The following is a 24,485-nucleotide window of genomic DNA, read 5'->3' on the forward strand; positions in this document are numbered from 1 at the left end:
AAGAAGGTCCTCGGGGGGCGCAGCCCGCGCACCCTTTTTGGCTACGGCCGCCGATCAGCGGCGCGCGAGCTCCTTGTTGATGTACAGCGCGATCAGCGTCCCCGCCGAGCCCGACAGCAGATAGCCGCCCGCCGCGAGCAGCCCGTAATGGCTAGCGAGTTCGAGTGCGATCAACGGCGCGAAGGCGGCGCCGACCAGCCAGGCGAGGTCCGAGGTGAGCGCGGCGCCGGTGTAGCGGCGGCTGGTGGCGAAGTTCGCCGTCACCGCGCCCGACGACTGGCCGAATGCCAGCCCGAGCAGCACGAAGCCCGCGATCATGAACACCAGCTCGCCCGCCGTGCCGCCGTTGAGCAGCTGCGGCGCGAAGCCGCTGAACGCCGCGATCGCGGCGGCCGACGCGCCGAGCAGCGTGCGCCGCCCGACCCGGTCGGCGATGAGCCCCGATGCCACCACCGCGAAGAAGCCGAAGATGCCCGCGATCACCTCGATGCCGAGGAACCGCGCCGCACTCTCATGCGCGAACAAATAGACCCAGGAGAGCGGGAAGACCGTGACCATGTGGAACAGCGCGAAGCTCGCGAGCGGCGCGAAGGCGCCGATGACGATCGTGCGCCAGTCGCTGCGCACCGTATCGACGACTCGCGAGGGCTGCAGCTCGCGGCTTTCGAACAACGTGGTGTAATCCGGCGTCGACACGATCCGCAGGCGCGCGAACAGCGCCACCACGTTGATCGCGAACGCGACGAAGAAGGGATAGCGCCAGCCCCAATCGAGGAAGTCCGCGCTCGAAAGCGTGGTGACGAAGAAGGCAAACAGGCCGCTCGCCACCATCAACCCCAGCGGCGCGCCGAGCTGCGGGATCATCGCGTACCAGCCGCGCTTGTGCTCGGGCGCGTTCAGCGCGAGCAGCGAGGCGAGGCCATCCCACGCGCCGCCGAGCGCGGCCCCCTGCCCGATCCGGAACAGCGCGAGCAGGATCGCCGACCACACGCCGATCGTCTCGTAACCCGGCAGGAACGCCACCGCCGCGGTCGATCCGCCGAGCAGGAACAGCGCGATGGTCAGCTTCGTGCCGCGGCCCAGCGCGCGATCGATGCCGAGGAAGATCAGCGACCCGAACGGCCGCGCGATGAACGCCAGCGAGAAGATCGCGAAGGCGTAGAGCGTGCCCGTCAGCCGATCGACATAGGGGAAGACGAGGCTCGGGAAGACCAGCACCGACGCGATCGCATAGACGAAGAAGTCGAAGAATTCCGACGTGCGCCCGATGATGACGCCGATCGCGATCTCGCCCGGCGCGATCTCGCTGTGGCGCGTGTTGATCGCGCGGGCATCGCGCTCGGCCGTGCCGGACGTCGGGGCGATCTGGACGGTCATGACTTCTTCCTGGCAACGGCGACGACGGATCCCGGGCGGGACCCGCGACGGTCATGCCGCATCGCGCCGCGATTGTGGATTGGACAAAATGTCCACTGTTGCAGCGCAGCGCAAAAGGGTAGCGCCCCGACCATGTTCCAGCCTGCCCGCCTGCTCCGCACCCTGGCCGCAACCGGCGCGCTCGCCCTGCTCGGCGGGTGCGATCTCGTCGTGATGAACCCGATGGGCGACGTGGCGGTCCAGCAGAAGAATCTCGTCATCATCGCGACGGTGCTGATGCTGTTGATCGTGGTGCCCGTCATCGCGCTCGTCGGCGTGTTCGCGTGGCGCTACCGCGCCGCCAACACCGAGGCGCGCTACGATCCCGAATGGGACCATTCGACCCAGCTCGAGCTGGTGATCTGGGCGGCGCCGCTGCTCATCATTATCTGTCTCGGCGCGGTGACATGGACGGGCAGTCACCTGCTCGATCCCTATCGCCCGATCGATCGCGTGGCACCCGGCCGCGGCATCGCTGCCAACACCAAGCCGCTCGAGGTGCAGGTGGTGGCGCTCGACTGGAAGTGGCTGTTCATCTATCCCGAATATGGCTTCGCGACGGTGAACGAAGTGGCCGCGCCGGTCGATCGCCCGATCGCGTTCCGGCTCACCTCGTCATCGGTGATGAACGCCTTCTACATCCCGACGCTCGCCGGTATGGTCTACACGATGCCGTCGATGGAGACGAAGCTCCACGCCGTCATCAACAAGGCGGGCGATTACGAAGGCTTCTCGTCCAACTATAGCGGCGCGGGCTTCTCGCACATGCGCTTCCGCTTCTACGGGATGACTGACGCCGGCTTCGCGGCCTGGGTCGCGCGCAACAAGGCCGCGGCGGGCACGCTCGACCGCAGCCGCTACGAAGTGCTGTCGCAGCCCACCGAGAAGGTGCCCGTGCTCCGCTTCGGCCGGATCGATCCGGGCCTGTTCAACGCGATCGTCGGCCAGTGCGTGAAGCCGGATACCACGTGCATGACCGAGATGATGAAGATGGCGCCGGGCGATACCGCAGGCGTGGCGCATGAAGGCAAGGGCCGGCCCGAGGGCAAGGACGCCAAGTCGCCGCTGACCACGACCGATGCAGGCGGGCCGCCGCCCGCCGATCCGACCGACATCCGCCAGCGCGGGCCCTCCTCGCCGGCTCGCTCGGGTACGCCCCAATCCACGGCGCCTCGCGCCGGCACTCCGAACTGATCGTCCTCCAGATGGCCACCCCGATGCAACCCTCCCCGTTTTCCGTCAGCCCGATCTTCGGCCGCTTCACGCTGGAATCGCTGCCGCTTCACGAACCGATCGTGGTCGGCACGTTCGTCGCGGTGGCGCTCGGCGGCGCCGCGCTGCTGGCGGCGCTCACCTATTTCAAGCTCTGGGGCTATCTCTGGAAGGAATGGTTCACGACCGTGGACCATAAGCGCATCGGGATCATGTACATGATCCTCGGCGTCGTGATGCTGCTGCGCGGCTTTTCCGACGCGATCATGATGCGCGCGCAGCAGGCGATGGCGTTCGGCGGATCCGAGGGCTATCTCAACGCTCACCATTACGATCAGGTGTTCACCGCGCACGGCGTCATCATGATCTTCTTCGTGGCGATGCCGTTCGTCACCGGGTTGATGAACTATGTCGTGCCGCTCCAGATCGGCGCGCGCGACGTCTCGTTCCCGTTCCTCAACAATTTCAGCTTCTGGATGACGGCGGGCGGTGCGGTGATCGTGATGATGAGTCTGTTCGTCGGCGAATTCGCGCAGACCGGCTGGCTCGCGATGCCGCCCTTGTCGGGGATCAGCTACAGCCCCGGCGTCGGTGTCGATTATTATATCTGGGCGCTCCAGATCGCGGGCGTCGGCACCTTGCTGTCGGGGGTCAACCTGATCGCGACGATCGTGAAGATGCGTGCACCCGGCATGACCATGATGAAGATGCCGATCTTCTGCTGGACGTCCTTGTGCACCAACGTGCTGATCGTGGCCGCGTTTCCGGTGCTCACCGCGGTGCTCGCGCTGCTGACGCTCGACCGCTATGCCGGCACCAACTTCTTCACGAACACGCTGGGCGGCAACCCGATGATGTACGTGAACCTGATCTGGATCTGGGGTCACCCGGAGGTGTACATCCTGATCCTGCCCGCGTTCGGCATCTTCAGCGAGGTCACCTCGACCTTCTGCAGCAAGCGCCTCTTCGGCTATACATCGATGGTCTACGCCACCTTCGTTATCACGCTTCTCGCCTATGTCGTATGGCTGCACCATTTCTTCACCATGGGATCGGGTGCCAGCGTCAACTCGTTCTTCGGCATCACCACGATGGTGATCTCGATCCCCACGGGGGCGAAGATCTTCAACTGGCTGTTCACCATGTACCGTGGGCGGATCCGGTTCGAACTGCCGATGATGTGGACGATAGCCTTCATGGTCACGTTCGTGATCGGCGGCATGACAGGCGTGCTGCTCGCCGTGCCGCCTGCCGACTTCGTGCTCCACAATTCGCTGTTCCTGGTGGCGCATTTCCACAACGTCATCATCGGCGGCGTGCTGTTTGGTATCTTCGCCGGGATCAACTATTGGTGGCCCAAGGCGTTCGGCTTCAAGCTCAACGAATTCTGGGGCAAGGTGTCGTTCTGGAGCTGGGTGTCGGGCTTCTACTTCGCGTTCATGCCGCTCTACGTGCTGGGGCTGATGGGCGTCACCCGCCGGCTGCGCACCTTCGACGATCCCTCGCTCCAGATCTGGTTCGTGATCGCCGCGTTCGGGGCGTTTCTGGTGGCGGTGGGAATCGGGGCGATGCTCATGCAATTCTATGTCAGCATCCGCGACCGCGAGAGCCTGCGCGACGTGACGGGCGATCCTTGGAATGGCCGCACGCTCGAATGGGCGACCTCGTCGCCGCCGCCCGACTACAACTTCGCCTTCTCGCCCGTCGTGCATGACGGCGATGCCTGGGCGGACATGAAGGCGCGTGGCTATGTTCGGCCGACCACGGGCTTCAAGCCGATCCACATGCCGCGCAACACCGGCGCGGGCATGATCCTGGCGGGCTTCAGCGTGGCGTTCGGCGTCGGCATGATCTGGTATGTGTGGTGGCTCGTCGCGATCAGCTTCGTCGGGCTGCTCGCCACCGCGATCGGCCACACGTTCAACTATAAGCGTGATTACCACATCCCGGTCGACGAGGTGATCGCCACGGAGGGTGCGCGCACCCGCCTGCTGACGGCGGGAGCGATCGCATGAGCGCGACCGTAGCCGACACGACGGGCTCGACGGCGGAGGAACGCCGCGACGTGTTCCATCTGGTGGAGGAGCACGACCATCCCGAGGGCGCGAGCACGATGCTCGGCTTCTGGATCTATCTGATGAGCGATTGCCTCATCTTCGCGATGCTGTTCGCCACCTATGGCGTACTCGGCACCAGCTATGCGGGTGGCCCCGGCCCCCGCGAGCTGTTCGAGCTGCCGCTGGTGGCGGTCAACACCACGATGCTGCTGCTGTCGTCGATCACCTATGGGTTCGCCATGCTGGCGATGACCGACGGCAAGCGCGGCGCCACGCAGGGCTGGCTCGCGGTGACGGCGCTGTTCGGCCTCGCCTTCCTCTCGATCGAGATGTACGAATTCCACGGCCTGATCCACGAAGGCGCCGGGCCGCAGCGCAGCGCGTTCCTGTCGTCCTTCTTCACCCTGGTCGGCACGCACGGGCTGCACGTCACCTTCGGCATCATCTGGCTGGTGACGCTGATGGTGCAGGTGCAGATGAAGGGCCTGATCCCCGCCAACCGGCGGCGACTGATGTGCCTCAGCCTGTTCTGGCATTTTCTCGACGTGATCTGGATCGGCGTCTTCACCTTCGTCTACCTGATGGGAATGCTGCGATGAGCGCGCATCACGACACCAACCCGGGCCATGTCGATACGCATGGCCATCATGACGACGAAGAGGCGCACGGCTCGCGCAAGGGTTACTGGATCGGCTTCGTCCTCGCCGCGATCCTGACCGCGATCCCGTTCTGGCTGGTGATGACCCATCCGCTGTCGAACGCGGCCACCGCTCTCGTCATCATGGGCTTCGCGATCGTCCAGGTGATCGTCCACATGATCTTCTTCCTGCACATGAACCGCCGGGCGGAGGGGGGCTGGTCGATGATGGCGCTGCTCTTCACGCTCGTCGTGGTCGGCATCTCGCTCTCGGGTTCGCTGTGGGTGATGTACCACATGAACGCCAACATGATGCCGACGGCGCAGGTGATGGACCATATCGAGTGAGCCCGGTGCGGCGCATCGTCGCCGCATCGCTTGCGCTTCTGGCGCTGGCGGGGTTCGTCGCGCTCGGCACCTGGCAGGTGCACCGGCGGACGTGGAAGCTGGCGCTGATCGCGGCAGTCGAGACGCGGGTGCACGCGCCGCCCGCCGCGGCGCCCGGCCCTGCCGCGTGGCCCGCGATCGACGCGGCGCATGACGCCTATCGTCACGTTCGCGTCGACGGCATCTATGACGGCACGCGCCAGACGCTCGTCCAGGCGAGCACCGATCGCGGCCCCGGCTGGTGGGTGATGACCCCGCTCCGCACCCCCTCCGGGTTCGTGGTCCTCGTCAACCGCGGGTTCGTCGCGGGGCGCGGGGCGCCACCCTCTCCGGCCGGCTCGACCAGCGTCACCGGCCTGCTCCGCATCACCGAGCCCGGCGGCGGTTTCCTGCGCAGCAACGATCCCGCGCATGATCGCTGGTTCTCGCGCGACGTCGCCGCGGTCGCGCACATGCGCGGCATCGCGCCCGCGGCCCCCTATTTCGTCGACGCCGATGCCGGCCCCGAACGGCCGGGCCAGCCGGTCGGCGGCCTCACCGTGATCCGCTTCACCAACAACCATCTCGTTTACGCGCTGACATGGTATGGTCTTGCCATCATGTCCGCACTCGCCGCCCTGTTCGCGCTTCGCCGACCGCGATGACCGCGCCGCTTCCTCCCGGCGAGGCGGGGTCGCGCAACATGCTGCAGCTCATGCAGTTGCGCTGGATGGCTATCGCGGGGCAGCTCGGCACGATCCTGCTCACCCGCTTCGCGTTCGACGTCGCGTTGCCGATGACCGCGATGCTCAGCGTTCTGACCGGGCTAGCCGCGCTCAACGCGATCAGCATCCTGTGGCTGCACTGGCGGCACGGCATCGCCAACACCGAACTGCTTGTCGCGCTGCTGCTCGATATCGGCGCGCTCTCGGCGCAGCTCTATCTCAGCGGCGGGGCGACGAACCCCTTCGTCTCGCTCTTCCTGCTCCAGGTCGTGCTCGGTGCGGTGCTGCTCCGGCGCTGGTCGGCCTGGGTGGTGGTGGGGGTGACGACCGCTTCGTTCGCGCTGCTCACGGTCGCCTATCGTCCGCTGGCGCTGCCGGTCGGCTATACCGACACGCTGTTCCACCTGCACGTACAGGGCATGTGGGTGTGCTTCGCACTCGTGGCGGTGCTGCTGCTGCTGTTCGTCCGCCGGATCGACGGCAATCTGCGCGCGCGCGACATGCATTTGGCCGAATTGCGGCGGCAGGCGGATGAGGAGGACCATATCGTCCGCATCGGCCTGCTCGCGTCAGGCGCCGCGCACGAACTGGGCACGCCGCTCTCCTCGCTGGCGGTAATCCTCGGCGACTGGCGCCGTTCGCCGCGGATCGCGCGCGATCCAGAATTGGCGGCAGAGGTGGAGGAGATGCGCACCGAGGTGCAACGCTGCAAGGCGATCGTCACCGGAATCCTGCTGGCGGCGGGCGAGGCACGCGGCGAGGCCTCGGCGGCGACGAGCGTGCGCTCCTTCTTCGGCGGCGTGTTCGCCGATTGGCGCACCGCGCGGGGCTTCGCGCATGCCGATTATCGCGACGATTTCGGCGAGGACGTACCGATCGTTTCGGATACCGTGCTGCAACAGGCGGTCTTCAACGTGCTCGACAATGCCGCCGAAGTGTCGCCCGACGCGATCGCGGCCGTGCTCGCCCGCGACGGCGACGTGCTGACGATCACCGTCACCGATCGAGGGCCGGGCTTCAAGCCCATGATCCTGGCCGGGATCGGCTCGCCCTATCATTCCACGAAGGCGCGCGCGGGCGCAGGCCTCGGCCTGTTCCTCGTCACCAGCGTGATGCGCAAGCTCGGTGGATCGGTGACGGCGCGCAATCGGGCGGAGGGCGGCGCCGAAGTCGTGCTGCGCCTGCCGCTCGCCGCCATCGCCCTGCCCGAGGACCGCCGCCATGGCCGCTGAGCCGCTGCTCTACATCGTCGAGGACGACGCTGCCTTCGCACGCACGCTGCAACGCTCGTTCGAAAAGCGCGGCTATCGCGTGGGCGTGGCGAGCGACCCGGCGGCGCTGGAAACGTTGCTGGCAGCCGAGATCCCGGCCTATGCGGTGGTCGATCTGAAGCTCGGCCAGGCCTCGGGCCTTACCTGCGTCCGGACATTGGCCGAGCGCGACGCCGAGACCACGATCGTCGTCCTCACCGGCTATGCGAGCATCGCCACCGCGGTCGAGGCGGTGAAGCTCGGCGCGACCTCCTATCTCGCCAAGCCCGCCAACACCGACGATATCGAGGCCGCGTTCGGCCGCGGGGCGGGTGATGTGGAAACCCCGATCGGCGACCGTCAGACCTCGATCAAGACGCTCGAATGGGAGCGTATCCAGAAGACGCTGGCCGAAAGCGACTTCAACGTTTCCGAAACCGCCCGTCGCTTGGGGATGCACCGCCGGACCTTGGCGAGAAAGCTCGAAAAACGCCCGCTGCGATGAGCCACGGGCGCTTCCTTTGCGCCGCACATGCCGCTATGCCCCGCTTCGCGTCGGGGAGTGGCGCAGTCCGGTAGCGCGCCTGCTTTGGGAGCAGGATGTCGCAGGTTCGAATCCTGTCTCCCCGACCATCATTCCGGATCGAAGACCACCGCTTGCGCATCCGCCTGTTCGATCCGGTGGGGCTTGCCCGCGACGACGCCGCGCGTCGGGGTGCAGACGTAATGGACTCCAGGCTCGGCCGCTTCGAGGATCAGCAGGATATGGTCGCGCGTGCCAGGAAAACGGCCGCCCACCGTGGCTTCGGTGGGTACGCCGTCCTGTTGGAACGCGAGGCTCGCGATCCGCCGTTCCGTCGTCGCCATGCCCATATCGGCCAGGTGGTGGCGCACCGCATGCCAGGTCTGTTCGGCGGTGTCCGCATCGACATCGGGAACGTGGAATCGCATCATGGCATCCTTCGGAATTCGTCCGACACGGGTAACCGGATCGGCGATCCGCGCCAAGCGGGCTCAGGGCGGTGGCGCTGCGGCCACGATCTCCGCGAGCGATGCGTCGCGGACGCCGAGCCGATCGAGCTGCGCGAACATCGCATCCCACCATCGGTGGAATGCCGCGAGGTCGGCCGCGTCGCGGACATAGGGGGTATGGCCCGGCGCGAGCGAGGGCGAGTGGAACGACAGCGTGAGCAGGCGCACCCCCTCGCCCACTGCGACCGCCACCGCCTCCAGCGCGGCGGCGATCGGCATATCCTCCGGAGTGAGCGCCACGCGCGACAACAGGCCGGTCCGTGCCGCCACGCCCCGTCCGTGCGGAATTGCGCCGAGCGCCGGATGGAGCCAAGGTCCGGCGCGGTGAGCGGCGCCGGTGAAGACCGTGGTTAACGGCAGTTCGATCAGGCCGCCGCGGTGGTATGCCGCGCTGCCGACTGCGGTGAAATCCGGGCCGCCGTCGCGGCTGTAATCGTAACGCGCGCGCACCGAGCTATCGATCCGGTAACCCCGCTCGGCGAGCAGCGCGCGGGTATGCGGGCCGATGCCGTAGCGGCCGGCGCGATAGGCGACCGGGCGGGCGCCGAACGCCGCCCCGATCGCGTCGCCCAGAACGTCAAGCTTGGCGGCCTCGCGCGCCGGCGGCAGGTTGCCGGGATAGCTGTCGACCGGACCGACCCTGTCCGCAAAGGGCGGGTTCACCCAGGCGTGAAGCTGCGCGCCGATGGTGGAGCGGCCATCCTCGATCACGCGCGCCAGGATATCGACGGCGGCGGGATCGGTCGCGATCGGGTGATCGATCATGCACGCCAGGCCGACGCCGCGATCCGCAAAGCGCCGATGCGCCGCCGGAAACGCCTGCATCGCCGTGGTCGATCGCGCCGCGGCATCGAGCGGCGCGCGCCAGTCGAACTCCTCCTCGACATCGGCGAAGACGGTGAAGCGGGTGCCGAAACGCTCCGGCCATACGATCCGTTCGTGCGGCGCGGGTGCCGGTTCGCGATAGGGCAAGCCCGCGCTCACGAGGTCAAGGATTGGACGCCTGCTCCATCGGCGCATTCAGCGCGGCGGGCAGCCGCAATGTCAAGCGATCCGCGCCGATCGTCAGCGCCCCGCTCAGTTCGATCGCGAGATTGCGCGCGAGGCGGAGCGCGAAGCCGGTGCCGAGCAACGGCGCGCCCTCGCGCTCGTCCTCCTCGGCATCGAGGCTGAGCAGCGTCTCCCCCACCGCGGTGCCGAGCGCGCGCGGCCGGTCGATCGCGATCGCGACGTTCCCGCCCTCGTCGGCGAAGCGCACTGCAACCCGCTCGCCCGCGCTCGACGCGGACGTGAGCGCCGCCAGCAGCCGCCCGACGAGCCGCTCGATCGCCCGGTCGTCCCCGGCGATCGGATAGGCCGATGCGCCGTCGGCCACGAGCGTGGCACCGCGCAGCGACGCGAGCGGCTGAAGATCCGCCACGATCCGTTCGAGCATCGCCGCGACCGGCACGACGCCGCTGCGCAGTTCCAGCGCCCGCCCCTCGATCCGCGCCGCCACGTCGAGATCGTCGATCGCGGCGATCAGCGCGGAAGCCTGCGCCCGGATCGTTCCGGCCTGTTCGCGATACGGGTCGGGCACGTCGCCGAGCAACTGCGTCTCGATCAGCTCGGCAAAGCCTGCGATGGCATTCGTGGGCGTGCGCAGCTCATGGACGAGCTGGCGCAGCGAATCGGCCGCCGCCGTCGATCGCACCGGCGCGCGCGGCATGGCGGTTTCGTCAGCACGCGGCCGGCGCGCGGTGCCGCGCAGCCCGGTGAAGCGGCCGCTCGCGGGATCGAACACCGGCACGCCCGACATCCGCCATGATCCTGCCGCGTCCGACGATCCGCCGACCTCGAGCCGCGCATCGCCGAACCGCGAACGCCGCCGCAGCGCGCCGGCCGCAATGCCGTCGACGCGTACCACGCCTTGCGCCGCCCCATAGGCGAGCGGCACACCCACCAGCGTCGCCCGCGCCACACCCTCGACCCAGCGGATCACGCCTTGCGCATCGGTCTCGTAGCGGAACGACGACGCTTCCGTGGGCGCGGAGGGAACCGCCGCGGGCTCTTCGCGCGCGCGGTTGAACGCGTCGATCCGGGCGACCAGATCCGAGATCACGAAGCCGCCCGGCGCACTGCGGACCGGCGGCGCGGCATCGGCTTGGCGCAACGCCTCCGCGACCAGCGGCAGGCTGCGCGTCACGTCGCCCAGCGCCACGAACGGCGTCTCGCTCAGCGGCGCATCGGGCGCGGGCGCGGCATCGTTTGCGGGGGACGGGATCGCCGGCGCGGGTGCCTCGGGCCCGCTGGTCGCCGCTGGATCCTGCGCGATGACGAAATCAGTGGCGCCGAACGCCGCGAGCGCCGTCGTCACCACGCCCGGCAGGTCGCGCCGGTGGCGCAGGATCGAGCGTTGCGTCGGCCCGAGGCGCGGCAGCAGGCCGATCCAGTCGTCGCCCGGCAGCGTCGCGGTGCGTAGCACCGGCGCGGCGATCGCCAGCTCATCCTCCGCGAACAGACCGACCAGCGCGGCCGGCGGCTGCGCGAACGCCAACGCCCGCGCGCTCGCGGCCCGCACCGTCGCAGGCACCGCCTGACGGAGCAGACGGAGCCGGGCGATCACCGGCTCGTCGGCGGCGATCCGGCCCCGGGACATCAGGTCGACGAGCTGACGCCATGCGGCCTGCGCGCCATGACCGCTGACGATATCGCCCGAAAGAACGGTCTTGAGGCTATCGTCGAAGCGCAAGTCGGATCCCCTGGCACGAAAGCGGATGGCTCCGTTCGCAACCAATTCTTAACGCACCCCGACGCCGCGCGGAACCGCCCAATTCCACCGCGTAGCAATGTGGGACAATTGCGTTTCGCCGCAACTATCTTATCAGGACGCCAGCACGAACCGCAGCCGAGCACTGCGGAACAGGAGTTTTGCGTAATGGCGCTCGATCGGATCGATCGACAGATTTTGGGCCTGTTGCAGGCCGATGGCCGGATGACGAACGTCGATCTGGCCGAACGCGTGGGCCTGACGGCGCCGCCCTGCCTGCGCCGGGTGCGCGCGCTGGAGGAAGCCGGTGCGATCCGGGGGTATCACGCGGATCTCGATGCGGCGACCTTGGGCTTTCCGATCACGGTGTTTGCCATGGTCAGCCTGCGCAGCCAGGCCGAGCACGACCTCCACGCGTTCGAGGAGCATGTCGCCTCGATCCCCGAGGTACGCGAATGTCATATGCTGAACGGCGAGATCGACTTCATCCTGAAGATCGTGGCGAGCGACCTGAAAGGCTTTCAGGAGATCCTCACCACCCATCTGACGACAGCACCCAACGTGGCGAGCGTCAAGACATCGCTGACGATCCGCACCGCCAAGGCGTTGTCGGGGATCCCCGTTCCCGCCGACTGACCGGTTCGACCGCCGGCACGAAAAAGGGGCAGCATCGCTGCTGCCCCTTTTCCCAATCAAAACGATCCGGGTTCAGGCCGGCTGCGAATCCAGCCAGCTCACCCACAGGTTCGCGATCCCCGAACGCGGTGCGCCGGTGACGAGCGCGAAGGCGGCCTTGGCGCCTGCCTTATCGCCCGAACGCGCCAGCGCGATACCGAGGCGGGTGTTGACCTCGTCGGTGTTCACGCCGCCCTTCTGCAAGGCGAGACGATAGAGCTCGATCGCCTTGGCGTTGTTGTCCGCACCCAGATATGCCTCGGCGGTCTGCGACGCGAGCTTGCCGTCGGCGCTGGCGGCAGCCTTCTTTTCGAGCGGCGCGAGCGAACCCTCGCTGCGCAGCGACTGGGCCGCGCTGCTGGCCAGCGTCGCGGCATAGCTGTTGCTGGCGGGCAGCTTGCCCGACGCGGCGCCTTCCTTCAGCACGGTCTGCGTCTCCGCGGGCAGACCCTTGTCGAACGCCTTCTGGGCATATTCGGCATAGTCGGCCTGATCGGCGAGCGCCTTGGCGGCGCGCAGCAGGCGGTACAGGTCGAGCTTCTGCGCATTGTCGAGCTGCGCGATGCTATTGCGATCCTGTAGTCCGTAGGTGACGATCACGTCACGCCAGTTCTTGGGGCTGGGATAGGCGGCGACATATTTCTTCAGCCATTCGAGCGTCAGCGCCTGGTTCTTCGAGGCGTTGGCGCGCGCGATGCCGTAGCGGTAATAATCCTCGGGCGCCTTCTGGCCGGCCGCGGTCTGCTTGGTGATCGCGGCGTCCAGCGCGGCGAGGCCGCCCGCCGTGTCGCCGCTCTCGACGCGCGCACGCACGATCAGCATGCCGATGTCGTTGTCGGTATAGCCGGCGGCCTGCGCCTGCTCGAAATACTTGATCGCGACGGGATATTGCTTGGCGTTGTACGACAGCGCGCCACGACGGAACGCATATTTGCCGATCATGTCGCGGGGCGTGACCGGGTTGGTCAGCAGCGTGTCGAGCGGGCCGGCCAGCGCGGTATCGTCCACCTTCGCGTTCGGATTGGCGGCGAGCTGGGCCGCCACCTTCTGCTGCTCGAGATCGAAACGCAGCGCCGCGGCGATATACCGGTCGTCATCCGTCTTCGCGGCGGCATCCATCTGCGCGATCGCGGGCTCGGCCACGGCGAAATTCTTGGCGGCGATCGCGGGCTGCGCGATCTGGGCGGCCTTCACCACGTCGGGGCTGTATTTGGGGCCGGCGGCCTCCTTCTTGTCCTTGGCCAGCGCCGGCGGCACGAGAGCCATACCGCTACCGACGGTGACGAGCGCCGCGGCAAGCGCAACCTTGGAAAATGTCTTCATGCGGGAATGCTCCTCGTGCGGCCGGATGCCGTGATGATCTCGTATGCGCTCTATCGCGCGGGCGATACGCGTTCAAGCGGACGCCGGTTCCGTGCATTCCCTGTCGCGAACGGGGTGAACCCTGATTGAACGCGCGCGACCGTGCCGCTACCCGGCGGCGATGATCGCTCTCCTTTCACCCGCCAAGACGCTCGACTACGAGACGCCCCTGCCCGCCGTCGCGCCGAGCCGCCCGAGACTGGAAAAGGAAGCGGCGACGCTCGCCCGCGCGGCATCGCATCTCACCCAGACGCGGCTGCGCGAGCTGATGCATATCTCCCCGGCGCTTGCCAAGCTCAACGCGGATCGCTTCCGCGACTTCGCCGATGCCCCCGAACGGCCCGCGCTCTACGCCTTCGCCGGCGACGTCTATACCGGACTGGAGGCGGCAACGCTCGACGAGGCGGCGGTGACGTTCGCGCAGGATCACCTGCGGATGCTATCGGGGCTCTACGGGCTGCTCCGCCCGCTCGACGCGATGCGACCCTACCGCCTCGAGATGGGCACGCGCTGGGCGCCGCGCCGCAAGAGCCTGGTGGAATGGTGGGGCGACCGGATCGCCGAACTCGTCACCGCGGACGTGGGGGCCGAAGGATCGGGCGCGGTGCTGAACCTGGCCAGCCAGGAATATTGGGCGGCGGTCGACGGGCGCCTGCCGCCCGCGACCCGGATCGTCGCCGCCGATTTCCGCGAACACGGGCCGGACGGCCCGCGCTTCGTCAGCTTCCACGCGAAGAAGGCGCGCGGGCTGATGGCACGCTGGATGGTCGAGCATCATGTAACCGACATCGAGGCGATGAAGGGCTTCGACTCCGACGGCTATGCCTATCGGGCCGAGGGCAGCACCGACGATCGCTGGCTGTTCCTGCGGTGAGCGCGGTCGTCATCGGCGCGTCGGGCGGGATCGGCGCCGCACTGGCCGAGGCGATCGCGGAGGAGGGCGAGACCGTCCACGCCTTCGCCCGCTCCTGGACCGGCGCTCGGCACATCGACGTGACCGACGAGGCGAGCGTGATCGCCGCGGTCGAATCGCTCGGGTCGGCCACGCCCACGCTGGCGATCGTCGCGACCGGGCTGCTCCATGAGGGCGATCGCGGACCGGAAAAGGCGACGCGCGAGATCGATCCGGCATGGATGGCGCGCAACTTCGCCGTCAACGCGATCGGCCCCGCGCTCGTCGCCAAGCATCTGTTGCCGCGCATGCCGCGGACGGGGCGGTTCGTGTTCGCGGTACTCTCCGCCCGGATCGGCAGCATCGCCGACAATGCGATGGGCGGATGGCACGGCTATCGCGCATCCAAGGCCGCGCTGAACCAGCTGATCCGCACCATCGCCATCGAGGACAAACGCCGCAACGGCTCGGGGATCGTCGTCGGGCTTCACCCGGGCACTGTCGACACCACGCTGTCGCGCCCGTTCCAGGACAACGTCCAGCCCGGCCGGCTGTTCGCGGCGGACCGTGCCGCGGTGCAGTTGCTCGACGTGATGGATGGCCTGCGCGCGCCCGACAGCGGCAAGCTCTTCGCCTGGGACGGTGCCGAAATCGCGCCTTGATCCGGGGGATTTCCCAGGGCGGCAAGGCGTGCGATACCCGGCCACGCGCTAAGCGCTCCGCCGCCTGATGGGGCGTCGGTCAGGAGGAGGATGACGATGAAACTGTCCCTGTCGCTCGCACTGATTGCCACTGCGGCCCTGGTTTCGACCGGTGCCACCGCGCAGACCGCCAAGCCGGCGACCACCACTGCGACGAAAACGACCAAAATGGCGCCGATGTCGAAAATGACGCCGATGCCAACGATGGCCCCGATGGCGCATTCGACCGCCACGTCGCACGCGATGGTCGCCAAGACGACGACCACGCACACCACGACCGGCGGAATGACCGCCGCCAAGGGCCGGATGGTCACCACCAAGCTCGCGAACGGCAAGACCGTCACCTACAATTGCTCGCTCGCCGGCAACGCGTCCAAGAAGGCCTGCAAGTAACCACATGCCCGCCCGCCCCCGCGTGCGCAGGCGCGCGGGGGTGGTAAGGTCGGCGCAACTCGGCTAGGATTCGTCACCGAAACGACGCAATTCGAAAGCATCCCGATTTGACCGACGCGACGCTCCTCGCGGAGCCTTCCGATACCCCCACGATCTCGATCGTCGACGAGATGAAGTCGAGCTATCTCGACTATGCGATGAGCGTGATCGTCGCCCGCGCGCTGCCCGACGTCCGCGACGGCCTGAAACCCGTCCATCGCCGCATCCTGTACGGCGCGCACGAAAGCGGCTTCGTCGCCGGCAAGCCCTATCGCAAGTCCGCCCGCATCGTCGGCGACGTGATGGGTAAATATCATCCGCACGGCGACAGCTCGATCTACGACGCCTTGGCGCGCATGAGCCAGGACTGGTCGATGCGCGTGCCGCTGATCGACGGCCAGGGCAATTTCGGATCGATGGATCCCGATCCCCCGGCGGCGATGCGCTATACCGAGGCGCGGCTCGCGCGGGTGGCGAATGCGCTGCTCGGCGATCTCGACAAGGACACGGTCGATTTCGTCCCCAATTACGACGGCTCGGAACGCGAGCCCTCGGTGCTGCCGGCGCGCTTCCCCAACCTGCTGGTGAACGGCGCGGGCGGGATCGCGGTCGGCATGGCGACCAACATCCCGCCGCACAATCTGGGCGAAGTGCTGGACGCCTGCCTCGCCTGGCTCGACCGGTCGGTGGAGGGCGGTGCGCCGCTCACCACCGAAGAGCTGATGGAGATCGTCCCCGGCCCCGATTTCCCGACGGGTGCGATCATCCTCGGCCGGACCGGCGCGCGCAACGCCTATGAGACCGGGCGCGGCTCGATCCTCGTGCGCTCGCGCTACGTGCTCGAGGAAAGCCGCGGCGAGAAGCGCGCGATCGTGCTCACCGAAATTCCGTATCAGACCGGCAAGAACGGCCTGGTCGAAAAGATCGCCGAAGCCGCCAAGGACAAGCGGATCGAGGGCATCAGCGACATCCGCGACGAATCGAACCGCGAAGGCGTGCGCATCGTCATCGAGCTGAAGCGCGACGCGACGCCCGACGTAGTGCTGAACCAATTGTGGCGGCACACCCCGGCGCAATCGAGCTTCCCCGCCAACATGCTGGCGATCCGCGGCGGCCGGCCCGAACTGCTCAACCTGCGCGACATCATCGCGGCGTTCGTCACCTTTCGCGAACAGGTCATCACGCGCCGCTCCAAGTTCGAACTGGGCAAGGCCCGCGAGCGTGCGCACATCTTGCTGGGGCTGGTGATCGCGGTCACCAATCTGGACGAGGTGGTGCGGATCATCCGCGGTTCCGCCAACGCCGCGGCGGCCCGCAACGCGTTGCTGATGCGCGACTGGCCGATCGCCGAGATCGCGGAGTATCTCACCCTCGTCGAAGCGGTCGAGACGGAACAGACCGGCGACACCTATCGGCTGTCCGACGTCCAGGTTCGCGCGATCCTCGATCTGCGTCTTCACCGCCTCACCGCTCTCGGCCGTGACGAGATCGGCGACGAGCTGAAGGCGCTGGCCGTCACCATCACCGATCTGCTCGCGATCCTCGCCGATCGCGCGAAGCTCTACCAGGTGATGCGCGAGGAATTCGCCGCGATCCGCACCGAATTCGCGACGCCGCGCAAATCCGAGATCGCCGCCGCCGCGGACGGGATCGAGGACGAAGACCTGATCGAGCGCGAGGACATGGTCGTCACCGTGACCATGCAGGGCTATATCAAGCGCACGACGCTCGACAGCTTCCGGACGCAGGCCAAGGGCGGCAAGGGCCGCAGCGGCATGGCGACCAAGGACGAAGACGTCGTTACCGAATTGTTCGTGACGAGCACGCACACGCCGGTGCTGTTCTTCTCGACCCACGGCAAGGTCTATCGCAAGAAGGTGTGGCGCCTGCCCGAGGGCGGCCCCGCCACGCGCGGGCGTCCGATGGTGAACCTGCTGCCGCTGGCGGAGGGGGAGACGATCTCGACCGTGCTGCCGCTTCCCGAGGACGAAGCGGAATGGGGCAAGCTCCACGTCATGTTCGCCACCGCCAAGGGCAGCGTGCGCCGCAATTCGATGGACGCGTTCACCAACGTGCCCACCAACGGCAAGATCGCGATGCGCTTCGAAGACGACAGCGACGACCGCCTGATCGGCGTGGCGCTGCTGAGCGAGGACGACGACGTGCTGCTCGCGACGCGCGAGGGCAAGGCGATCCGCTTCGCCGGCGACGACGTGCGCGAGTTCCAGAGCCGCACCGCGACCGGCGTACGCGGCATCGCGCTGAAGGGCGACGATGCGGTCATCTCGCTCTCCGTGCTTCACGGCGTCGGCGCAACGCCGGAGGAGCGCGAATCCTATCTCCGCTTCGCTCCCTGGAAGGGCGAGAAGGAGGGTGAGCCCGAACTCCGCCCGGACCGGTTCGAGGAACTGCGCAGCCACGAGCAGTTCATCCTGACGGTGTGCGCCAACGGCTATGGCAAGCTGTCGAGCGCCTATGACTATCGCCGCACCGGGCGCGGTGGCCAAGGCATCACCAATATCGACAATATCGCGCGCAACGGGCCCGTGGTCGCCAGCTTCCCGGCGTCCAAGGGCCACCAGTTGATGATGGTGACCGATCAGGCGAAGCTCATCCGCACCACGCTTGGCAGCCTGCGGGTCATCAGCCGCAATTCGGCGGGCGTGAGGCTGTTCGACGTGGCGAAGAACGAACATGTCGTGTCCGCGGCGCGCGTCGAGGAGACGGTGGAGGAGGCCGAGGTAAACCTGACCGACGAGAAGACGATCGATCCCGTGCCCGACACCGGCGCGACGATCGGCGAAGACGAGGCCGCCGGCCCGGCGGACGGCGAATGAGCGCCGCATCCGAGACCACCGCGTATAAGGTGCTGACGGCCGAACAGATGGCGACGCTGGAGAGGGACGGCAATTTCGCGGGTGCGCCGGTGGATCTGGCGGATGGCTATATCCACCTTTCCACCGCCGCGCAGTTGACCGAAACGGTCGACAAGCATTTCGCCGGCCAGACCGACCTCCATGTCGCCGCGGTCGATCTGGGCGCGTTCGGCGAGACGCTGAAATGGGAGGAAAGCCGCGGCGGGCAGCTCTTCCCGCATCTCTACGGCCCGCTGCCGCTGGAGACGGTGATCGCCTACGGTCCGCTGAAGCGCGACGACGATGGACGCGTGAAGCTGCCGATCGCGGGGTGAGATCCGGGCATCAGGCGTAGAGGTCCACCACCTCTGCGCCCTCGCCCACCGCCGCCAGCAGCAGCGTGCGGTGGCAGTGGCACGGGTCGCGCTCGTAGCAGAGCAGCGCGCTCGGCATCTCCGCGGCGAGGCCCAGCATGATCGCGGCCTGCGCCTGCGCTTCGGGCAGTTCGAGCTGTTCGGCATAGACCGCTTCGAGCGTCGTGACGTCGCCCTTCTTGGCGGCATCGCGTCCGCGCTTGGGCGTGCCGAGCGCCTTCAGATGGTGATAGCCGATCCCCGCTTCCTTGAGCGAGGCCGCGAGCGACGATTTGGAGAAGCCCGGCCGGCGCGAAAGCGGGAGGGCGCGGACGTCGATCACGCGCTTCACCCCGGCCTTCTCCAGCGCGGTGAGGAAGTCGGCCATCGTCGTGGCCTCATAACCGATGGTATAGATGATCATGGCATGGAAGTGGGATTGCCCGCCTGACAGCGCAACGCGCGCGCGCTATCGCGGCGCGCATGACTCATGATATCCACATCATCGGCGGCGGCCTCGCCGGATCCGAAGCCGCCTGGCAATTGGCGGAAGCCGGCTTCAAGGTCCGGCTGTCCGAGATGCGCGGCAGCGGGGAGGCCACGCCGGCCCATCAGAGCGACGATCTGGCCGAACTCGTCTGCTCGAACAGCTTCCGATCGGACGATGCGGAGGCGAACGCGGTGGGGCTGCTCCACCAGGAGATGCGCGCGCTCGGCTCGCTGATCCTGCGCGAGGCGGACAAGCACCGCGTACCGGCGGGCTCCGCGCTCGCGGTCGATCGCGAGGGCTATGCGGCGGGCGTGACCGCGGCGCTCGACTCGCACCCGAACGTCAATTTGGTGCGCGAGCGGGTCGATGCGCTGCCCGACGGCCCCGCGATCGTCGCGACCGGGCCGCTGACCGCCACCGCGCTCGCGCAGGGCATCGGGGCGGCGACCGGCGCCGAGGCGCTCGCCTTTTTCGACGCGCTGGCGCCGATCGTCCACCGCGACAGCATCGACATGGACATCGCCTGGTTCGCCAGCCGCTGGGACAAGGGCGAGACCAAGGATTACATCAACTGCCCGATGACGAAGGACGAATATCTCGCCTTTCATACCGGGCTGGTGACGGGCGAGACGACACCGTTCAAGGATTGGGAAAAGGACACGCCCTATTTCGAGGGCTGCATGCCGATCGAGGTGATGGCCGAGCGCGGGGTGGACACGCTGCGCTACGGCCCGATGAAGCCGGTGGGGCTGGACGATCCCAGGACCGGTCGCTGGCCGCACGCGGTGGTGCAGTTGCGGCAGGACAATGCGAGCGGCACCTTGTGGAACATCGTCGGCTTTCAGACGAAGCTGAAACATGCCGAGCAGGTGCGGCTGTTCCGGACCATTCCGGGCTTGCAGAATGCCGAGTTCGCTCGGCTGGGCGGGCTTCATCGCAACACCTTCATCCGCTCGCCCGAACTGCTCGATCCGACCCTGCGGCTGAAGTCGCGACCGAACCTCCGCTTCGCCGGACAGATCACCGGATGCGAGGGCTATATCGAAAGCGCGGGCATCGGGCTGATGGCGGGGCGCTTCGCCGCCGCGGAACTCGCGGGGCGCACGCTCTCCCCACCGCCTGTGGAGACGGCGCTCGGCGCGCTGCTGGGCCATATCACCGGCGGCGCGGAGGTGGAGACCTATCAGCCGATGAACGTCAATTTCGGCCTGTTCCCGCCGATCCCCGGCCGCACCAAGAAGGCGGATCGCAAGCGGATGTACACCGATCGCGGGCGTGCGGCGCTGGCGGCGTGGATGGCGGCCTAGAACATTATCTTGATCCGTTTGCCCCGGGCTTGTCGAAGGGCGTGCTCCACGTGCGAAGGGGCGACTGCGGAGAACGTGCTTCGACCAAGCTCAGCACGAACGGTGGAGAGATGGGATCAGCCCGATGCAAGGCGGCTAGCTGTCGTCAGCGGCGGCGGCCGGGGCCGCAGCGGGCGCGCATTTCACCCGCGCGCGGTTGCTGCGCTTGGCGGCGGTCGCGGCGAATTCGGCGGGGGTCATGGCACCCGAATGGTCCGCATCGGCGCCGGCGAACTTCGCCTCCGCCTTCACCGCCCATTCGTCGAACGAGAGCTGGCCGTCATGATTGGCATCGAGCTTGGCGAAGGCTTTGCGCCGGGCCGCCAGATATTCCTCGCGAGTCACCTTGCCGTCGCGATCCTTGTCATACCGGTCGAACCGCTTCTGCTCGCGGGTGCGCTCGGTCGCCTCGGGCGCGCGATCGGGCAGCGGATCGTTCGCGCCGGCACCGGCTTGCGGCGACGACGCCGCGAGCGCCGGCAACACCGCGCCCGGCCGCGCATCGCCGCGAAAGAACAGCAGCCCGGCGCCCGCCAGCGCCAACGCCGCCACCGCGCCGATCAGGTAACGCCACATCGCCCCACTCCCCGCCTGCCCTCGCGCGACAGGCTAACGCGCCACATGGAGGCGGCAACCGCGAAAGGGTCGATTTCAAGTCCCATTCCAGCGATGCCGCAACAGGCGCAGCACGCGGCGTGGACCAGCCTTGGGCGGGGGCTCAGCCATCAGGTCGAAACGGGCGAGCAGCGCCAATCCGCCGAGCGCTCGCGTCGACTGCGCCCAGCGCTGCCGGAACGCGACGTCGATCCGCTCGCCGGCCATCGCCTTCGCGCGCGCGCCCTCTTCCGGGTCGCGCAGATGGATGGCGAGGTCAGCCAGCGCCCAACCCTCGCCCGCCGATCGCGGCTGCGCCGCGTCCGCACCGCAGATACGGGCTGCCGCCGCGAAGAGCGTGCCGCCCCGCGCGGCGCCATAGGCCGACAGCGCTTCGGCATCGAGCGGTTCGCCGTCGATCAGCAGCTCCCAGCCGTCGATCATCTCCGCGAGCATCCGCCCCGAGACACCGCCTGGCAGGAGGGCGGCATGCAGCGCGCTGAGGACGGGTTCGGCCGGCGGCGTGGTCGAATCCAGCGCTATCAGCGCCTCGTACCACCAGGTGAGCCGCATCTGCCCGACCATCGGATCTCGCGCGGCCCGCACGATCGCGGCCAGCCGGTCGTCCAGCGCGAACAGCGCCTCCAGCGCGCCCCGCACCCCGGCCGCCGCATAGGAGAGAGCGAGGGCGCGCTCGGCCTGAGCCGCCCCCTCCCCCATGGCGGCGTTCACTTGCGGTAGCACACCGCCTTCACCGCCTCGGTCACCTTTGCCGCGGTGACGAGCGCCAGCTTTTCGAGATTGGCCGCATAGGGCAGCGGCACGTCCTCGTCGGTCACGCGCATCACCGGGGCGTCGAGGTCGTCGAACCCCTCCTCCATGGCGATGCTGATGATCTCGGACGAAATCGAGCAGGTCGGCCAGCCCTCTTCGACGACAACCATCCGATTGGTCTTCTTCAGGCTCTCGAGCACCGCCGCCTTGTCGAGCGGACGCAGCGTGCGCAGGTCGATCACCTCGGCATCGATCCCCTCGCCCGCCAGCGTCTCGGCGGCTTCGAGCGCGAGCCCGACACCGATCGAATAGCTGACGATCGTCACGTCCTTGCCCGCGCGCATGATCCGCGCCTTGCCGATCGGCAGGACATGGTCGTCGAGCTTGGGCACCTCGAAGGTGCGGCCATAGAGCAGCTCGTTTTCAAGGAACACGACCGGATCCTCGGTGCGGATCGCCGCCTTCAACAGGCCCTTCGCATCGGCGGCATCATAGGGCGCGATCACGATCAGGCCGGGCACGCTCGCATACCAGGGCGCATAATTCTGCGAATGCTGCGCGCCGACGCGGCTGGCGGCACCGTTGGGCCCGCGGAACACAATCGGGCAGCGCATCTGCCCGCCCGACATATAGTTCGTCTTGGCGGCCGAATTGACGATGTGGTCGATCGCCTGCATCGCGAAGTTGAACGTCATGAACTCGACGATCGGGCGAAGCCCCCCCATCGCCGCGCCCGTGCCGACGCCCGCAAAGCCATATTCGGTGATCGGCGTATCGATCACGCGGCGCTCGCCGAATTCGTCCAGCAGGCCCTGCGTCACCTTGTACGCGCCCTGATATTGCGCGACTTCCTCGCCGATCACGAACACGCGATCGTCGCGGCGCATCTCCTCGGCCATCGCATCGCGCAGCGCCTCGCGCAGCGTGATCTTCACCATCTCGGTGCCCGCCGGGATCGCCGGATCGCTCACATCGGCATCGTGCCGCGCGGCGTCGAACATCTGGCGCGCGCCGGTTTCCACCTTGTGCGGCGTGTTGCTCTCGGGTGCGGTGGGCGCCGCATCGGCGGGCTGCTCTTCCTTGGGGCTCGCGTTCGCGGCGTCGCCGGCGCGCTCGCCGGTGCCGGCCGATTCGTCGTCGCCGGCCAGCTCCATGATGACAGTGCCGACCTTCACATTGTCGGTGCCCTCGGCGACGAGGATCCGCGCGACGGTGCCTTCATCAACCGCCTCGAACTCCATAGTCGCCTTGTCCGTCTCGATCTCGGCCATGATGTCGCCGGACTTGACGGTGTCGCCCTCCTTCACCAGCCATTTGGCGAGCGTGCCCTCCTCCATCGTGGGAGAAAGCGCGGGCATCTTGATCGCGATCGCCATCAGTAACGCTCCACCAGCACGTCGGTATAGAGTTCGGCATGCTCGGGTTCGGGCGTGCTTTCGGCGAAATCGGCGGCTTCGTTCACGGTCTTGCGGATCTCCTGTTCGAGCGTCTTCAGCTCGGCCTCGGTCACGCCCTGTTCGTCGAGCAGCTTCTTGACGTGCTCGATCGGGTCGGACTTGTCGCGCACCGCCTGCACCTCTTCGCGGCTGCGATATTTGGCGGGGTCGCTCATCGAATGGCCGCGGTAGCGATAGGTCTTCATTTCGAGGATGATCGGTCCCTTGCCCGCGCGCACCCAGGCGAGCGCCTCTTCGGCCGCGCCGCGGCACGCCAGCACGTCCATCCCGTCGACCTGGATGCCGGGAATGCGGAAGCTTTCGCCGCGGCGATAGAGCTGGTCCTCGGCCGACGCGCGGTTGACGCTGGTGCCCATGGCATATTGGTTGTTCTCGATCACATAGATGATCGGCAGCTTCCACAGCTCGGCCATGTTGAAGCTCTCATAGACCTGGCCCTGGTTGGCCGCGCCGTCGCCGAAATAGGCGAGGCAGACGCCGCCATCGTCGCTGTACTTGTGCTTGAACGCGAGGCCGGTGCCGAGCGACACCTGCGCACCGACGATGCCGTGGCCGCCGTAGAAGCGCTTTTCGGTCGAGAACATGTGCATCGACCCGCCCTTGCCCTTGGATATGCCTGCGGCACGCCCCGTCAGCTCGGCCATGATGACCTTGGGATCGATGCCGTAAGCGAGCATGTGGCCATGATCGCGGTAACCGGTGATGACCGAGTCCTTGTCGCCGTCGAGCGCCGACTGCAGCCCCACCGCGACCGCTTCCTGCCCGATATAAAGATGGCAGAAACCGCCGATGAAGCCGAGGCCGTACAACTGACCCGCCTTTTCCTCGAACCGGCGGATCAGCAGCATCTCCTTGTAGAACTGAAGAAGCTCGTCCCTGGTCGCCGCATAGGGCGCAGGGTCCGCGGGGCGTTCGCGGTTGGGAATGGGCGGCTCGCTGAGCGCGCGGACGGGGGCTTTGGCCACGTTGGGGAAACCTCGGTTCCGGGGAGGACGAATGAGCGCCTATAGGCGCGGATGACGCCCCGTATCAATTGCCCGCTTTCGCGAGAGCCCAGCGCACGAGCGGTTGCCCTTTCTACGGGGAGCGGCCAAAGCGCGCCGGACGATG

General features: G+C 67.6%; 24 protein-coding genes and 1 tRNA gene. 15 read left to right on the plus strand and 10 right to left on the minus strand.

Annotated features, from left to right (window positions below; translation table 11 throughout):
- Positions 1–54 precede the first annotated feature (54 nt).
- Positions 55–1,377, minus strand: a complete 1,323-nt coding sequence (locus L8H00_RS03245) for an MFS transporter (RefSeq protein ID WP_242095772.1) — start codon at positions 1,375–1,377, stop codon at positions 55–57.
- 132 nt (positions 1,378–1,509) lie between these two features.
- Between L8H00_RS03245 and cyoA the strand changes: the two genes are divergently transcribed.
- The 8 genes from cyoA to L8H00_RS03285 all read left to right on the plus strand — a co-directional run bounded on the left by cyoA (position 1,510) and on the right by L8H00_RS03285 (position 8,296).
- On the plus strand, positions 1,510–2,610 hold the full coding sequence (gene cyoA / locus L8H00_RS03250; protein WP_242095773.1) for a ubiquinol oxidase subunit II: 1,101 nt from the start codon (positions 1,510–1,512) through the stop codon (positions 2,608–2,610).
- 23 nt (positions 2,611–2,633) lie between these two features.
- On the plus strand, positions 2,634–4,643 hold the full coding sequence (gene cyoB / locus L8H00_RS03255) for a cytochrome o ubiquinol oxidase subunit I (RefSeq protein ID WP_242095774.1): 2,010 nt from the start codon (positions 2,634–2,636) through the stop codon (positions 4,641–4,643).
- The gene (gene cyoC / locus L8H00_RS03260) at positions 4,640–5,284 is read left to right on the plus strand and encodes a cytochrome o ubiquinol oxidase subunit III (RefSeq protein ID WP_242095775.1); all 645 of its coding nucleotides are present in this window, start codon (positions 4,640–4,642) and stop codon (positions 5,282–5,284) included. Before cyoB ends, cyoC begins: the two co-directional genes overlap by 4 nt.
- The gene (gene cyoD / locus L8H00_RS03265; RefSeq protein ID WP_242095776.1) at positions 5,281–5,670 is read left to right on the plus strand and encodes a cytochrome o ubiquinol oxidase subunit IV; all 390 of its coding nucleotides are present in this window, start codon (positions 5,281–5,283) and stop codon (positions 5,668–5,670) included. The genes cyoC and cyoD overlap by 4 nt, the downstream gene beginning before the upstream one ends.
- A 5-nt stretch (positions 5,671–5,675) precedes the next feature.
- Positions 5,676–6,353 (plus strand): SURF1 family protein, encoded by a 678-nt coding sequence (locus L8H00_RS03270; RefSeq protein WP_242095777.1) that lies wholly within the window; start codon positions 5,676–5,678, stop codon positions 6,351–6,353.
- Entirely contained in the window at positions 6,350–7,645 is a 1,296-nt protein-coding gene (locus L8H00_RS03275) for an ATP-binding protein (protein ID WP_242095778.1), read from the plus strand. Before L8H00_RS03270 ends, L8H00_RS03275 begins: the two co-directional genes overlap by 4 nt.
- Entirely contained in the window at positions 7,635–8,168 is a 534-nt protein-coding gene (locus tag L8H00_RS03280) for a response regulator transcription factor (RefSeq protein WP_242095779.1), read from the plus strand. The genes L8H00_RS03275 and L8H00_RS03280 overlap by 11 nt, the downstream gene beginning before the upstream one ends.
- A 51-nt stretch (positions 8,169–8,219) precedes the next feature.
- Positions 8,220–8,296: transfer RNA gene (locus tag L8H00_RS03285), tRNA-Pro, on the plus strand.
- Here the strand turns inward: L8H00_RS03285 and L8H00_RS03290 are convergent.
- The 3 genes from L8H00_RS03290 to L8H00_RS03300 all read right to left on the minus strand — a co-directional run bounded on the left by L8H00_RS03290 (position 8,297) and on the right by L8H00_RS03300 (position 11,426).
- On the minus strand, positions 8,297–8,614 hold the full coding sequence (locus L8H00_RS03290; RefSeq protein ID WP_242095780.1) for a hypothetical protein: 318 nt from the start codon (positions 8,612–8,614) through the stop codon (positions 8,297–8,299).
- A gap of 63 nt (positions 8,615–8,677) precedes the next feature.
- Positions 8,678–9,667: a WalW protein gene (locus L8H00_RS03295; protein ID WP_242095781.1), complete on the minus strand. Its 990-nt coding sequence runs from the start codon at positions 9,665–9,667 to the stop codon at positions 8,678–8,680.
- A gap of 16 nt (positions 9,668–9,683) precedes the next feature.
- Positions 9,684–11,426, minus strand: coding sequence for a HAMP domain-containing sensor histidine kinase (locus tag L8H00_RS03300; protein ID WP_242095782.1), 1,743 nt, complete (start codon positions 11,424–11,426; stop codon positions 9,684–9,686).
- A gap of 186 nt (positions 11,427–11,612) precedes the next feature.
- Here L8H00_RS03300 and L8H00_RS03305 point away from each other — a divergent pair, with 186 nt between their 5' ends.
- Entirely contained in the window at positions 11,613–12,080 is a 468-nt protein-coding gene (locus tag L8H00_RS03305) for an Lrp/AsnC family transcriptional regulator (RefSeq protein WP_242095783.1), read from the plus strand.
- A 72-nt stretch (positions 12,081–12,152) separates the two neighbouring features.
- On the opposite strand, the gene L8H00_RS03310 is transcribed toward L8H00_RS03305, so the two are convergent.
- Complete coding sequence (locus L8H00_RS03310) at positions 12,153–13,442, minus strand: hypothetical protein (RefSeq protein ID WP_242095784.1); 1,290 nt, start codon at positions 13,440–13,442, stop codon at positions 12,153–12,155.
- A 160-nt stretch (positions 13,443–13,602) separates the two neighbouring features.
- Between L8H00_RS03310 and yaaA the strand changes: the two genes are divergently transcribed.
- The 5 genes from yaaA (at position 13,603) to L8H00_RS03335 (ending at position 18,696) form a co-directional block, all read left to right on the plus strand.
- Entirely contained in the window at positions 13,603–14,355 is a 753-nt protein-coding gene (gene yaaA / locus L8H00_RS03315) for a peroxide stress protein YaaA (protein WP_242095785.1), read from the plus strand.
- Positions 14,352–15,035 carry an SDR family NAD(P)-dependent oxidoreductase gene (locus L8H00_RS03320; protein ID WP_242095786.1) on the plus strand — a complete coding sequence of 228 codons (684 nt, stop codon included), beginning with the start codon at positions 14,352–14,354 and terminating at the stop codon, positions 15,033–15,035. Before yaaA ends, L8H00_RS03320 begins: the two co-directional genes overlap by 4 nt.
- Positions 15,036–15,131: 96 nt before the next feature.
- The gene (locus L8H00_RS03325; protein WP_242095787.1) at positions 15,132–15,467 is read left to right on the plus strand and encodes a hypothetical protein; all 336 of its coding nucleotides are present in this window, start codon (positions 15,132–15,134) and stop codon (positions 15,465–15,467) included.
- Between the two features lie 107 nt (positions 15,468–15,574).
- Positions 15,575–18,343, plus strand: a complete 2,769-nt coding sequence (gene gyrA, locus L8H00_RS03330; RefSeq protein ID WP_242095788.1) for a DNA gyrase subunit A — start codon at positions 15,575–15,577, stop codon at positions 18,341–18,343.
- Positions 18,340–18,696, plus strand: coding sequence for a DUF952 domain-containing protein (locus L8H00_RS03335; protein ID WP_242095789.1), 357 nt, complete (start codon positions 18,340–18,342; stop codon positions 18,694–18,696). Before gyrA ends, L8H00_RS03335 begins: the two co-directional genes overlap by 4 nt.
- A gap of 10 nt (positions 18,697–18,706) precedes the next feature.
- Here the strand turns inward: L8H00_RS03335 and L8H00_RS03340 are convergent, their stop codons facing one another.
- On the minus strand, positions 18,707–19,138 hold the full coding sequence (locus L8H00_RS03340) for a DUF488 domain-containing protein (protein ID WP_242095790.1): 432 nt from the start codon (positions 19,136–19,138) through the stop codon (positions 18,707–18,709).
- Positions 19,139–19,197: 59 nt separating this feature from the next.
- Here L8H00_RS03340 and trmFO point away from each other — a divergent pair, with 59 nt between their 5' ends.
- Positions 19,198–20,511 carry a methylenetetrahydrofolate--tRNA-(uracil(54)-C(5))-methyltransferase (FADH(2)-oxidizing) TrmFO gene (gene trmFO, locus L8H00_RS03345; RefSeq protein ID WP_242095791.1) on the plus strand — a complete coding sequence of 438 codons (1,314 nt, stop codon included), beginning with the start codon at positions 19,198–19,200 and terminating at the stop codon, positions 20,509–20,511.
- Between the two features lie 135 nt (positions 20,512–20,646).
- Here trmFO and L8H00_RS03350 read toward each other — a convergent pair whose 3' ends face one another.
- From L8H00_RS03350 to pdhA, 4 genes are all read right to left on the minus strand, one after another.
- A complete protein-coding gene (locus tag L8H00_RS03350) occupies positions 20,647–21,126 on the minus strand; it encodes an EF-hand domain-containing protein (protein ID WP_242095792.1) in 480 nt (159 codons plus the stop codon).
- A gap of 75 nt (positions 21,127–21,201) precedes the next feature.
- Positions 21,202–21,864 carry a squalene/phytoene synthase family protein gene (locus L8H00_RS03355; protein ID WP_242095793.1) on the minus strand — a complete coding sequence of 221 codons (663 nt, stop codon included), beginning with the start codon at positions 21,862–21,864 and terminating at the stop codon, positions 21,202–21,204.
- Positions 21,865–21,872: 8 nt separating this feature from the next.
- Positions 21,873–23,294, minus strand: coding sequence for a pyruvate dehydrogenase complex E1 component subunit beta (locus tag L8H00_RS03360; RefSeq protein ID WP_242095794.1), 1,422 nt, complete (start codon positions 23,292–23,294; stop codon positions 21,873–21,875).
- Positions 23,294–24,340, minus strand: a complete 1,047-nt coding sequence (gene pdhA / locus L8H00_RS03365; RefSeq protein WP_242095795.1) for a pyruvate dehydrogenase (acetyl-transferring) E1 component subunit alpha — start codon at positions 24,338–24,340, stop codon at positions 23,294–23,296. The genes L8H00_RS03360 and pdhA overlap by 1 nt, the downstream gene beginning before the upstream one ends.
- Positions 24,341–24,485: the final 145 nt, after the last annotated feature.

This window comes from Sphingomonas sp. CROZ-RG-20F-R02-07 (genome assembly GCF_022662335.1).
Taxonomy (GTDB): Bacteria; Pseudomonadota; Alphaproteobacteria; order Sphingomonadales; family Sphingomonadaceae; genus Sphingomonas.